We start from the raw sequence: 13,097 nt of genomic DNA on the forward strand, positions 1-13,097 counted from the left end.
GGATGGGAAAAAGAAACAGGATTTGCTTTCCTGTCTATTTTTTTCGCTTTTCCATACATCTTGGTGGCACTTTAATGAGCGTCCCTTTCTTAGCAAGAAAGAGACATTACGGGAAATAAACTTATATAATTCTGTGATACAGGCGGTTGAAAATGTGTTTCACATCGCATGGAAAGAATAGAGGGCGGAAAGGCAGGAAGAAATATCAGGTGAAACAGAGAAAAAAGCGGAAGAAAATTTGCTGCAAATGTATGAAATATATACCTTTGCAGCGAAAAATATTACGGTGTTCACGTGACACGAAACGAATGTCTCTTTCTTGCTAAGAAAGGGACATTTTTCGTTTTCGGGAGTTTGGGAAACATGGGGATGTGTGTTCCCGTTTTCCATCGGTTGCGATACAGGGGATTCGGATTTTCGATGGCAACCGGACGGGATGTCCCTTTCCTTTCTTTTATGTTTGGGCTTCCGTAGCATACGGTCGTACATGCCGTCCACAGCAGTATCAACCTTCCGGCTACTGATACGGGAAAGGTAGATCTGCGTGGTACGTATCGAGGTGTGCCCCATGCACTGGCTGATCAGTTCCACAGGCTGGCTGTCTTCCAACATTAATGTTGCCCACGTGTGGCGCAGCACGTAGGTTGTAAGAGGTACGGAGAGTCCCACTTTCCGCCCTATCATACGGGCTGTACGATTGATTCGCCGCAAAGCGGATTCTTCCGGCAGCTCCTTTCCGGGACATCCTTTCCTTGCCTCGTGCAGGAAAGGGAAAACGAAAGGCGAATCTTCCCGATGGTACCGTTTCATGATTTCTTCCAGTTCCGGCACTACCTCCACATCAATGGGCACGCCTGTCTTGCTGCGCAGGTAACGGATGTGCCGGTCCGTCACCATCCGGTGGGTCAACCCGTACACATCCTTGAATACCATTCCACGGGCGTAGAAGATGAACAATAACACATCCAACGCCTCACGCTGGTTCTCCGGCAGTGTCTGCCGCAAGCTGGGCGAGAGCAGACGCTGTACTTCTTCTTTCCGGAGCGCACGTTTGGCAGGAAAGCTGCCGCCGGTGTGATGTCCGCTGAAAGGTTTCCCGTCCGTGCCCTCGGAAGAAAGTGCCAGCGCATGGCCGTACACAGCCCGGAACGTGCGAAGATAAAAGTCTACGGTCTGAGGCTTGTCGCCATGGTGGCTTTCCAGCCATGTGGTGAATCTGTCCGTCCAACCTCTTGTGATGTCTTCTACCGTCAGATGTTCCCATCCATCACCCACAAATTCCTTTACCTTATTTATACTACTATGGTAGTTCTCTAATGTTTGCATGCTACGTTGTCCTTTCAACGCATCCAGTGTCCGCTCCAACAATGGAGAAAGCAACCTTTTCTTTTTCCTATCCATCATTATTCCTTGTTTTTAGTTTACTACTGTATTATAATGGTAAAGAAGGAAAAGGATTTTGGATAATTGGGATATTTAACATTTAACAGTATGGACATGCTGATAGCCGCATCCATGATTTTACACTCATGTGATGCAATTGGGAGGAGGCAAGTCATTTAAAGGAAATTAACGGTTTCCTATCAGGATAGTATATCACGAGGCATTTGGGTAGCAATACATAAGAACAAACCGTATTTACGGGCTTCTTTTGGTAGGCATATCTTCTACCCTTTCTATCTATGTTCTGAAATGAGATATAGTTATGTGGAAGCTCACGAAATCTGTCGTACCTTTACTTTTAAATATCTTCATCAATTTTTGCATTAATAGCCTCTAGATATGCATTAATATCTATTGCGGGTACAGTACCAATGGACTTCAAATAGCTCACAAGCTGAAGGAAAAATGTGAAGAGAGACACATTCTTATTGCTAAACTCAATCTCGTTTACTTCGCGACTCTCATACACTTTTTCTATATACTTACGATTATCCTTGATTGGGTCTATATATTCAGGTACAGTCTCTTTATAATCAATATAAAAACTACCAGCATCACAGAAGCATCCCAAATCCAAAGTCTGTAAGCCCTTCAGTTTTTCTAACTGCTTTATTACCGTATCATTCCCACGGTACGAACTCGTTGTAGTTAAAATACCACCTATTATCTTAGTCAATGCTCTGGCAGGCGTAGTTTTTCCTGAGGAGACCATACTAATACTTGTTCTTTTCAGTTTACGCACGCTCTCAACTTTCTTGGCTGCATATTCTATATGTCCTTCCACATCCTGTTTTACCTCAAACACGGCATACACGCTTTCTGCCGGTATATACATAAAACCATCCTGCTTGAATATGAAGGGTGTGTAAATCGCGTCATAAATGACTACGTCCATCTGTTCGCTAACATTGCCCGTCGAATCTATCACAATAGCCTTATCCACCTTATACCTGTCAGGAAGGTATGTGCGTAGAAACTCTATCCAATGTTGCTCCGTAGCATCACCTTTGCTGCCGGGATGTTCAATAAATTCCCTGTTTACATTCAGGCTAGCCAACATTTGGTTCTGCAAGCCATGAAATAAATCCTTTAAATCTATCATTTTATTGTATTCCAACAATTGATTATTCATATAACAATAAAACTTATGAGCACTAAGTCCATTACTTCTAACACTGACTATCAGTAGTAACGGATTCTCAATGGCCACTTCCTTCTCAATATCTATCATAGCCGCCAAATCTGTACTGCTATATTGTGTGGAACCATTTGGATGACTATGCCATTCGCCCACATATTGCAACCCCTCCTTGGCTAATTGTTCCCATACATTTTCCAAACCCTTGGTAATGCGCATAAACTTTGTCCTGCCAGTCAATTTTTCCACAGGCACCACAACTTTTTCTATATACACTGTATGTTTATCTTTAGAATATCGTCCAGCGAGCATCCCTCCGTTCTCATTGGGGTATTCGCCCTCAGCCTGCAACTTTATTTGGTTGAATACTAAGGTTGGTATCTCTATATACAAATCATTACTTGACAAATAATACTTCATAACTTGTTTATCTTTAAATTCAAGTCGTCTTCTGTTATATAAAAATCACTTAATGGTTCCTGCTTGCTCAACATTTTGATAATATGTTTCACGGCGACTTGCACTTTGCATTCTATGTCATTATACGAAGCCTTAAAGGTTGGATTCCAACAACCCGTAGGATTGTACATGTCGGTTTCCACATCGTGTTTAAATAAGCCATAAACCAACAAAACAGTCTCTGTTACATTAGGAGAAAAGGCACATATCAAATCTTGTGCGTGATTGGTTATTGAGAGATTAACCAATTGGGCTTTCGTCCCAATAGAATCCATTACCCGCATCAGTTGATTATCCGTTGTACAATCAAATATCACATCAAACTCGTCAAAGAATTCTGCTAGAGCACTTTTGTCCTCATGCCCTGCCGCATATGTTTTTATCACTAAGTCAGCAATAGATTTCAAACTGGTACATTCAACATGAGGCGAAATCTGCGTCAGTAAACTCGTTATATCCAAGGTTTTCTCAATTATACCTGTATAAAAAGGATATGCAGACCGGCAAACATTACCAGGTTCCTTATTGTCTATGTCATATAGAGTCAGGTTTTTCGCACCACATCTTGTTAGAGTTTCTGCCAAAATACTTCCTATAGCCCCGACACCCATAATCAGCATTTTCTTATTAGCCAGTTCTTTGGGCATAGCTCCACGCCCAAAGAAATACTTATAGGAAATATCCACAGTTTCTGCCCATTGGATTTGCCCTTGTCTAAAATCAGTTAGCCAAAGCCTATTCTTACCAGTGCCCATCCGCACAGGTTCTATCGGCAGATCATCCATGAAGAGAATCATTGCCTGCCAGTGAACGCCACCTTCGGGAATTCTATATCCACAAAACAACGGGAAGAAATCATACTTGTCTCTATGCGATACCACAAAACTATGGATATAGTTTTTCTGACTCTGCGAGAATAGTCCCCTGATAGAATTGTAATTCTCAACAATAAACTTGTTGTATACCGATGGAATGTTGTTCAGCAGACAATATACTCCCTTAAACGACCTTAATTCTTGGTAGGACTTACTAATCCTACAGAACATTTCCGTCTTCTTTACCTGTACGCACGACACAAACTTTTGTACCACATAGTTGATAACTGGCGTGTCTTTTTTACGACCTGTTGGTAATGGCGTATAGTGTACTATTCCGTAGTCTCCTTCAGTAAAATCCTCTTGAGTCTCTGCGAAACAGAAAGTATAATACTGCCCGCGAATCGTATGATGATTCACTACCAAATGCTCGTAGTGAGCATCCTTTTCTCCCCTTACATAGTATTCCTCAACCCATTCCTTCAACTGTTTCAAGTCGTTTACAAACTGACTCTCTGCATTATCATATTCCGCAGGGTGCATGCAAAGATTGCCGCCCTGCATAATGTGTGGATAATCCAGCAGATTTTTATTTTGAAAATGGATAGGTTCCATGCCCATAGTTTTGAACGGATAAGTAGGACTAATCTCTACATACCATTCCAAGTCAGCATGTTCTTGATCTGTAACCACGGCAATACGACCTTTTAAGGAGCCTGCTTCATCAATGATAAAATCTTCAATAAGACTAACGCCGTGAATGAGACCTATCAATTCTTTTATTTTATCTACAGTCATCATATTTTACTATCCGAACCGTTTTGTACTTGTAGGATAAGCAGCACCTGTATCTTTCTCTTTATATCCGCAATATTTTTCGTTTACCTTGAAGTAGTAGGGCAAATATAAATCAGGATTACTGTCTATGTTGTTGAGCATGCTTTCCATATCAGATTTAAACGATTGTCTATCGTAGTCCTGCATAGTCCCCACGACATCGTTGTTCGTGTTACCTGGGTCAAAAAGGTGGAAACTACTTTCCGCGATGTGGTCACGTAGATACTCCATCGTGTATTTTAATCTTGGCCAAAGACCCATGTCACCATTATAACCATCTAAGGCTCTAATTACGGCCAGTTCAATAACGAAAGACTTATATTTCTTATCTTTTTGCTTTTTCCATATTTTAAGCAGACGAATAATTTGACGTTCACTTGACTTACCTTCGATATGCGAAATCTGCTTCTGGATATTCGTTTTCTGGCTCGATCCTTTTTTGAATCCCCAATGGTCTTCATTAAAGCACAAGTTCAGGTTATACGAATCAGAATAGTCGTTATTATTTAATTCTCTACCAGGTACAACATCAAGCTCAACCGGTTTCTCATCCCCCTCTTCAATAGGAAAACTAACACCAATGGAAACCTTTTGCTTACGAATGGTCACACCAGTATTCTTGTATTCATCTGCAAGGAAATCGTGCACACTGTCAAACATCTCTTGTAATGTTCCAAAAGCATTATACTTGAACGGTTCCACCAAATCAAGGTCGAATTTCACATTAGTGGCAGTATGCTTAGCAAAACTGCCAGAACCAAACGAAGAATACTTGTCGCAACCATAATGGTCGTGCATTTTGGCCTTAATCTCCTCTCTACGCTTTTTTACTTTATTCACGAAATCCTGCACGTGGCACATTTTGTGTGTATCTAACACTTCTCCTAAATGTTTGTTTTTGTCGAAACTCATATTTTCTATCAATGTATATTTTATAAATTAATTAATAACTCTATCACCTTATGTACCTCCGAATATGCCTTCAAATCCTCTGGCGATTCCTTGCAGAGTTGGCATAACTTTTCTGAGTTTGATATAGCTCGTTCCAAATCACCATTCTCTGTCAGGTATTTATAGAGGTTGGTGCGTATGAAATATCGCTTTGTCTTTTCATACCCCGGCATATATTTCTGTAATTCGGGAAGCAGTTGTTCGTAACTCTCATATCGCCGACAAACTACATTAGGCAAGAAATGGAGTAGAAACCAAAACTCCGTGCACGGATTCGTTTCTACAAACATTACCTTTCCGGCATATTTCTTCTTGCTATACTCTTTCTTTGCCCGCTGATACAACTGCATTTCAGATGGAAACTGAAATAGTCTGTCCATATCAAACAGGCATACGATAAAGTCGTATTGCTTGTTCAAATAAGATTCTACCAGTTTCAGTATATGATTGATGTCGCTGTGCTGCGGAAAATCCGGAGCGACCTTGAAAGGATAACGACACGCAATCCTCAGAGAGTCGAAATAGAACCATTCCGTTTCTCCTTCGCCTATGATGGCGATACTTTTTGTTACTGTCCGTCCCATATCATTAGTCATTCAAGTTGATATACTGACTACCCAAGAACGGCAACTTTACCAATTTTCCCTGCTTGTAAGCATTGTATGGGGAAAGATTCTTATGCAGTCCCAAAGAAGACAGGCGTACTATTTTAGTTTCGCCAAGTTCGTCTTTGTCGGTGAACCATATCGTATCACGGCGAATGAAATCCTCGTTGAGAAGATTGATGTCGTGTGTGGTCAGGAGCATTTGGGATGTTCCGTTACTGTTTGCCAGAAAGACTTTCAGGAAATAAGCCAACAGTTCATAATGAATACTTGTCTCCACTTCATCAATGGGCACAAACCGATTGGTCTTTAATAAGAAATTCAGTATCACCGCCATTCCCAAGAACCTCATGGTGCCATTGGACTCGTATTCTTCCGACAAATCATATACTTTATCGCCTGCCTTATGCTTAAAGGTCAGTTCCGTATTTGTAATTTTCCCCTTTCTAAGCATTTCAGCTTTTGCATCTTTATCAATAGGGGCATTCTGAATCAGTTGTTCCAATTCAGGTGTAATCAGCTCTTCCTCTTCATGTAATACCACATCTTCTATATTGAAATCGGATGCTTTCAGGAAGTTCAAAATGAATTTCTTCAAATCTCCTGCCTCGTCTTTATCCAATCGTGATTTGACATATCCCGAAAGCAACATACCGGGAGCCAGTACATCTTTTACCTGCTTGGCAAAATAATCGTACACATCATTCAGCCTTGTCCGTTCCACGTTGCTTTTGCCAAATGCGGCAAGCACACTGCAATTATTGATAGTGTTGCCGGAAATCACATCCTGGCTTTTCTTTGTCATTTTCAGATTTACGCCAAAGTCGATAGTCGAGGAATCTGTCGCGGCATCATAACTTCGGTTATACAGCTTGGTCGGGCGAATGGAATCATAAACAATCAATGTCTCGGAATAGATATGCTTTGCATCCAATTCAAAACTAAGAATGTACTTCGACTGATTGATATAGAACACCATTGACATCTTTGTCTTTTCGTTTCTTGAAGTGTCATCCAACATGAAAGGAACAACCCCGGTTTTCTCAGTCCTGTCTTTAGGCATTCTTAAAACCAGCATCTTGAAAAATTCAATGGCATTTAATATATTCGTTTTACCGGAAGCGTTGGCACCATAGATGATGCCCACTTTCAGCAATCTTACACCGTCCTTAACTTCATACGAATATTCATCAGACATAAAAGTATCTACCGACGGCTCAAAACTGATTTTCTGAACCGATTTAATGGAAAAAAAATTCTCAATGCTGAACTCTGCTATCATAATCGTTGATTTTATCTATTGTACGGTGCAAAGGTACAAATAAAATCTCATACGACAAACTATAAACGCGATTATTGTAGGAAAATTACGCAATACAAATATAAAATCAACGAATAACTATTTGTTGGAGCTGTAAATTAACCATCTGATTATCTCTGGAAGGTGTTGACCGATTTGAGAACGGGGGTAAACGAATGTGGATTATGCAGCCCGAGAAGTTAATTGTCCAATGACATTTGCGTCATATCTTGATTTATTTATGATGGCTAAATAGTGGTGCTAAAATGATACTAAATTGCAAAACTACTCTTTTATACACTCTATAAAATATAGTAAATCAGTTTATTATAAAATTTTGTATCTTGTTAGCCACGATCCTGACAGCAAAAGAACAAACTAATATATTTATTTGAATAACCCGTAATGACAAATCAAGCGACTTCGGAGCTTAGGAAGCGGACGGTTTAGCGGCTTAATTGCCGTTAAACCGTCCGGTTTTCGTTTAACGAAAACACAACTTGCTGTCCGCAGGGGCGGACCACGTTTTGAATATCACGCTATATCCATATAATGCTATAAAGCCTTTTGTCAAAGGGAAAACGCATACGTTTTCTGCCGGCTTTTCCGCATTTCCGGTCTTTTGAAGGCAAATATTTTCATGCCAGCTATATGGTTATTTGCGATAGTGCTATAAACATATAGCCATATAAAAAAGAACCGGAGATTGAAATATCATTGATTGGCAGCATTATTCACCGATTTTTTGGGGAATGTCTTGCCCATAGTCTTTAATTCGCTATACCGCTATCGGCGTAGCTTCGCTTATCCTATTCCGATATCACGTCCTATGCGGATCGCCATATCATGATATATCGCTATCCGGCTAACCCGTTATACCGCCATCAGCATAGATTTGTCTATCCCTATTCCGATATCACGTCCTATGCGGCTCGCCATATCATGATATATCGTTATTCGGTTAACCCGTTATACCGCTATCTGCATAGCTCTGTCTATCCCTATTCTTATATCACGCCCTATGCGGCTTATCATATCATGATATACTGCTATCCGGCTGTTACGATATATTGCCGCCTTTTGTCATCCTGGACTTGCGGCGGACAAGATTCGGGGACCTCAAATAAGGACTTTTAGCCTAAGATAAAGTAAGCTAATAGCATGATAATAAGGTTCTTACAATTACGACTTCTCCTATAAAAGCATTATCTTAGTAGTGTAATAATAAAGGAGGTAATAAGTTATGAACGAGCAAGTTAGAAGCATTTTAGCACAAGAGACAACGAAGACAAGCAAGATCCGGCAGCTGTTCCTTCTGGGAGTTCCCCGTGCGGAAATCGCGAGGATGGTGACCAACGGCAATTACGGTTTTGTAGTGAACGCCCTGCGCCGGATGAGGGAACGGGAAGGCGGTCTGAATATCCATCCGGCGACAGCCGCATTGGATTACACTTTCAATCGCAAGTTCGGTATCGAGATCGAGGCTTACAACTGCTCCCGTGAACGGCTCGCACGCGAGCTCAGGGAGGCCGGTATCGAGGTTACGGTGGAGGGCTACAACCATACCACCCGTCCGCATTGGAAACTCGTGACGGACGGTAGTCTGAACGGCAACGACACCTTCGAGTTGGTCAGTCCGATCTTGGTCGGTGAAGCCGGCCTGCGGGAATTGGAGAAGGTCTGCTGGGTGCTTGACCTGTGTGACGTGAAGGTGAACGGGAGCTGCGGGCTTCACGTGCATATCGATGCCGCCGGTTTCAGCATGGAGACCTGGCGTAACCTGGCCCTGAGTTACAAACATTTGGAACCGGTCATCGACAAGTTTATGCCGGCATCCCGCAGGGATAACTACTATTGCAAGGGATTGGGTCATGTATCTGATGAGATGATACGTTCCGCCCGGACGGTGGACGAGCTGAAAAGCAGAATCGGCAACCGTTACCACAAGGTGAACCTCGAAGCCTATTCACGGCACAAGACGGTCGAGTTCCGCCAGCATTCGGGAACGACCAATTTCACAAAAATGCGAAATTGGGTACTGTTTCTCCACAAATTGGTTACCTTTGCCACAAGGGGGCAAGTGCCTGCGGCTACCGCGCTCCGGGACATCCCCTTTCTGGACGATGAACAGAAACTATATTATAAACTGAGGACTAAAAAATTATCGGCATGAACAAGCATATGTATATTTTGGCGGATGGCGGCAGGATTGCCGCTTCCGACCCTTCCGAATTTGTACGCGTCCTGCGTGAGGGTAGCTGGTTTGACAGCGAGTGCACCGACGGGGAGTACATGGTGAATTTCTCCGGGCGGTACAGGGAACTGCACGGGGTGACGGTGAGGACCGACACGCCCGAACACTTCATGGAGGACCTGAAAAAATACGGTTACATCAAGGGCTGAGAAGCCTGCTCCTTTATTATCGGATCCCCACCAGCTTTGACCGGTGGGGATTTTTCTTTTTTCACGGCATCGGATGTCCGCCGTATCTTGTTTTCCGGAGGAGGGCTGGCTTCACGACTCCCTTCGGGAAAGCCTTTTTTTCTTTTCACCGCCCCTTCCGCCATGACAAAAACTGACTATCCATGACAATACATGACAGGGTATTTGAGGATGTTCCGCTTGTTATTTCCTTTGTGACATGAAACGGCAGGAATCCCCTGCAAGTATAACCATTTAAAAAAGATGCAATGGAAAAAGAACCTTTATTTATCGCATTCGCCAGCCAGAAGGGAGGAGTAGGCAAGACCGCCTTCACCGTACTCACGGCTGGCATTCTGCACTACCGCCGGGGATACAACATCGCCGTGGTGGATTGCGACTCACCCCAACACAGTATCGGCCTGATGAGAGACCGTGACATGGAATGCGTCAAGGAGAACGACTCCTTAAAAGTAGCCCTTTACCGCCAGCACGAACAGTTCAAAAAAATGGCTTATCCTATCATCAAAAGCGACCCGGAGCACGCCGTGGAGGACTTTTACCATTATGCGAGGGAACGGGATATGGTATTCGACATCGTGCTGTTCGATCTTCCCGGTACGCTTCGCAGCATAGGCGTGATCCAGACTGTGGCCTCCATGCACCATATCTTCATTCCGCTCAAAGCGGACAATGTCGTGATGCAGAGCTCCCTGCAGTTCGCCACTGTAACCCGGGAGGAACTGATTGCCCGCGGGAACTGTCCTCTCAAAGGCGTCCATCTCTTCTGGAACATGATCGACAAACGGGAGCGCAAGGATGCCTACGAGGCATGGAACAAGGTCATACAGGCATCGGACCAGCATCTGATGACAACGCGCGTTCCGGACACGAAGCGTTACAACAAGGAACTGAGTTGCATGCAGGACAGCATTTTCCGTTCCACCCTGTTCCCACCGGATAACCGGCAGGTAAAAGGTTCGGGGCTAATGGAACTGGTGGACGAGATCTGCGGCATCTGCGGATTGGAAAAGTATTCAATCCCATAAAATGTATAGTATGGAAAAGCCCGGAATGGAAAAGGCGGGACATTTCCGGATTGATGAGAAAAGCTTTCTGGATGCCGTGGGTGCCATGCCCGCCGTTAAAATACACAGCCGCGACTCTTCCGGGGCATTATCACCTCCGGCAAAGGAGAGCCCGTCTCCGGAAGAAGAACCTCCGCCTCTGAGAGAGAGAACCTCCGCTCCGGATATCCGGAAAGCGTTTACTGAACAGGATATTGAGGAATACATAGGGGCACACCTGAACAATTTCTTATCTTCCGGACGCAACCCCCTGCATATCGACAGCGAAGCGTACAGGCTTCTGGCCGATTTTGTCTGGATCGTCCGTCGTAAGGATCTTTCAATCTCGGGCATGGCCAGCAGGATCATTATCGACCATTTCAAGGAAAAAGGTGGCCTGATAGAGAAGATAAAGGAATTCTACAAGAAACAACTGGATTAAAAAAGAAACAATAGACAATGAAGAAAAAGAAGAACATCCGTTCCCTATACGGGAATATTGAAAGGGTGAATGCAAGTTGCGGTGTGGCAATGAAAAATACGGTTTGTGAGGAATATCTGAGGTCTGTGTCGGAAGAAGACGCGGAGCGTTTCATTGAATCCTGCCGACGCAAGGATGACTGTCCCATGACTGTCCCTCTTGCTATAGACAGTAGGATTTATGACGGGGTGGCTGCGACATATAAAAACGGGGTACAATAGAGATATGGAATACGCATTCATTCTTCTGTTCCTGTATGCCTCCTACCTGAGCATAGAGAAATATGTCCACACGGGCAGTGTCCTTAAATGGAGGGGAGGCCAGCGTCCTGCCTCCGGTCTCCCAGTGGAGGAAGAACCGACGGAGCCACGGGAGGAAACGTCCGAGGAAGCTGTCATCGGCAGGAGCCGGTACCGGTTATGGCAATCCCCGCCTGTGGATGAGGAATACGCGATAAGCGAAAAGCGGACGGATACGGTCATGAAAGAGAAAAAGGCGTCTGTGTCCGAATTCCCCAATCCTTTCGGGAGACCGGAGGACGGGGAAGTGCCGGAACGCTACGAGATCACCGGTTATGTGGAACGTCCCGATCCGCACCGTGCCAGAGGTGTGACCTTCGACGATATGGACCTGCTCTCCAGGTTCATGACCACGGACCGCCTTTCGGAACCGGAACAGTCCCATGCCCGCCAGACACTGGAACGGCTGGAGGGGACCAACGTAGAACGGCTTCTGCAGGCCGGCATCCTGGGCAGTGACGAGACATTGAAACGGTATATAGGACTGTATGTGGACAGTGGCAGGGAGCCGCCTCTGCTGGCGGGAAAGAACAGGGAAAGCATAATCAGGGATTTCGATATCATGGATTTCATACCCCGATAACCAATAATATTATAATGTATATGGAGAAGTATCATGATTCAAGCTGATCCGCATCGCGGACATTTTTCCAAGAAAACAAAAGCCGCCGGGCGGCAAAGTCGGATTTAAAAGAAGGAGGTAACGATGACCGGATATTACGATTCGGGATGATCCCGGAATCCCGTCCCCGAAGAAAACTGACATTACGTTAAACAGGTAAAAAAAGAAGTATGACAAACGGATATTTCGACTCAGGATGATTTCCTCCGGTAGCGGAAAGGGAAAAAGGACCGGGACTGGTCCGTACATACAACCATCCAAAGAAAAAGTACAATGACAAACGGATATTATGACTCGGGATGATCCGGCGGACATCCCATTCTGAAGAGAGAATAACACGAGTGACGAACAATTAAGGAAGGAGGTAACTATGCGAGGTTATTATGATTCCGGCTGATGCCGGCAGTAAACATGTGGTTGCAAGGACAAGCCGCGGGCATCCGGCCTGCGGCTTGTTAAAAGAAAGTCTAACATTTTAATCATACAGGTATAAAAACAATGATACATTCAAGATCCCATTCATTTTTAAGATTCTCCCCTATGGGCAAAGTCAATGTCATCAATTTAAGGTTCATAGTGCTCTTTTGTAATTAGTTAGAGTATAGTTTTTACAATTGGGCCTTCCTTTCCTTGCTCGTGGAAACTTTCTTCCCGGTCTG

The 13,097-nt window shown here is 43.9% G+C and carries 13 protein-coding genes; 6 read left to right on the forward strand and 7 right to left on the reverse strand.

Annotation, left to right across the window (positions count from 1 at the left end):
- Nucleotides 1-159: 159 nt before the first annotated feature.
- From DXA15_RS09960 to DXA15_RS09985, 6 genes are all read right to left on the reverse strand, one after another.
- Nucleotides 160-1,404 (reverse strand): tyrosine-type recombinase/integrase, encoded by a 1,245-nt coding sequence (locus DXA15_RS09960; protein WP_128133929.1) that lies wholly within the window; start codon nt 1,402-1,404, stop codon nt 160-162.
- A 337-nt stretch (nt 1,405-1,741) separates the two neighbouring features.
- Nucleotides 1,742-3,001, reverse strand: coding sequence for a DUF6602 domain-containing protein (locus DXA15_RS09965; protein WP_055170324.1), 1,260 nt, complete (start codon nt 2,999-3,001; stop codon nt 1,742-1,744).
- Complete coding sequence (locus tag DXA15_RS09970) at nt 2,998-4,653, reverse strand: ThiF family adenylyltransferase (protein ID WP_182009271.1); 1,656 nt, start codon at nt 4,651-4,653, stop codon at nt 2,998-3,000. Before DXA15_RS09970 ends, DXA15_RS09965 begins: the two co-directional genes overlap by 4 nt.
- A gap of 9 nt (nt 4,654-4,662) precedes the next feature.
- Nucleotides 4,663-5,604 carry a hypothetical protein gene (locus DXA15_RS09975; RefSeq protein ID WP_055170320.1) on the reverse strand — a complete coding sequence of 314 codons (942 nt, stop codon included), beginning with the start codon at nt 5,602-5,604 and terminating at the stop codon, nt 4,663-4,665.
- 20 nt (nt 5,605-5,624) lie between these two features.
- Nucleotides 5,625-6,227 carry an RloB family protein gene (locus DXA15_RS09980; protein ID WP_118049858.1) on the reverse strand — a complete coding sequence of 201 codons (603 nt, stop codon included), beginning with the start codon at nt 6,225-6,227 and terminating at the stop codon, nt 5,625-5,627.
- A gap of 4 nt (nt 6,228-6,231) precedes the next feature.
- The gene (locus DXA15_RS09985) at nt 6,232-7,530 is read right to left on the reverse strand and encodes an ATP/GTP-binding protein (protein WP_118049844.1); all 1,299 of its coding nucleotides are present in this window, start codon (nt 7,528-7,530) and stop codon (nt 6,232-6,234) included.
- A 1,261-nt stretch (nt 7,531-8,791) separates the two neighbouring features.
- On the opposite strand from DXA15_RS09985, the gene DXA15_RS09990 reads away from it, so the two are divergent.
- Together DXA15_RS09990 and DXA15_RS25510 are read left to right on the forward strand one after the other, a co-directional pair.
- Nucleotides 8,792-9,721 (forward strand): amidoligase family protein, encoded by a 930-nt coding sequence (locus tag DXA15_RS09990; protein WP_128133930.1) that lies wholly within the window; start codon nt 8,792-8,794, stop codon nt 9,719-9,721.
- Nucleotides 9,718-9,951, forward strand: a complete 234-nt coding sequence (locus tag DXA15_RS25510) for a hypothetical protein (RefSeq protein WP_199676276.1) — start codon at nt 9,718-9,720, stop codon at nt 9,949-9,951. The genes DXA15_RS09990 and DXA15_RS25510 overlap by 4 nt, the downstream gene beginning before the upstream one ends.
- Here the strand turns inward: DXA15_RS25510 and DXA15_RS25515 are convergent.
- Complete coding sequence (locus tag DXA15_RS25515) at nt 9,936-10,115, reverse strand: hypothetical protein (protein ID WP_199676278.1); 180 nt, start codon at nt 10,113-10,115, stop codon at nt 9,936-9,938. The two genes, DXA15_RS25510 and DXA15_RS25515, sit on opposite strands and share 16 nt — an antisense overlap.
- Before the next feature lie 123 nt (nt 10,116-10,238).
- Here DXA15_RS25515 and DXA15_RS10000 point away from each other — a divergent pair, with 123 nt between their 5' ends.
- The 4 genes from DXA15_RS10000 to DXA15_RS27950 are packed head-to-tail and all read left to right on the forward strand — an operon-like array spanning nt 10,239 to nt 12,399.
- On the forward strand, nt 10,239-11,018 hold the full coding sequence (locus tag DXA15_RS10000) for a ParA family protein (RefSeq protein ID WP_122351050.1): 780 nt from the start codon (nt 10,239-10,241) through the stop codon (nt 11,016-11,018).
- A 10-nt stretch (nt 11,019-11,028) separates the two neighbouring features.
- Complete coding sequence (locus DXA15_RS10005; protein WP_122351053.1) at nt 11,029-11,478, forward strand: DUF3408 domain-containing protein; 450 nt, start codon at nt 11,029-11,031, stop codon at nt 11,476-11,478.
- Between the two features lie 17 nt (nt 11,479-11,495).
- Nucleotides 11,496-11,738: a hypothetical protein gene (locus DXA15_RS10010; RefSeq protein ID WP_122351051.1), complete on the forward strand. Its 243-nt coding sequence runs from the start codon at nt 11,496-11,498 to the stop codon at nt 11,736-11,738.
- A 4-nt stretch (nt 11,739-11,742) separates the two neighbouring features.
- A complete protein-coding gene (locus DXA15_RS27950; protein ID WP_128133931.1) occupies nt 11,743-12,399 on the forward strand; it encodes a hypothetical protein in 657 nt (218 codons plus the stop codon).
- Nucleotides 12,400-13,097 lie beyond the last annotated feature (698 nt).

It is taken from the genome of Parabacteroides sp. AM58-2XD (assembly GCF_003463685.1).
In the GTDB taxonomy this organism is placed as follows: domain Bacteria; phylum Bacteroidota; class Bacteroidia; order Bacteroidales; family Tannerellaceae; genus Parabacteroides; species Parabacteroides segnis.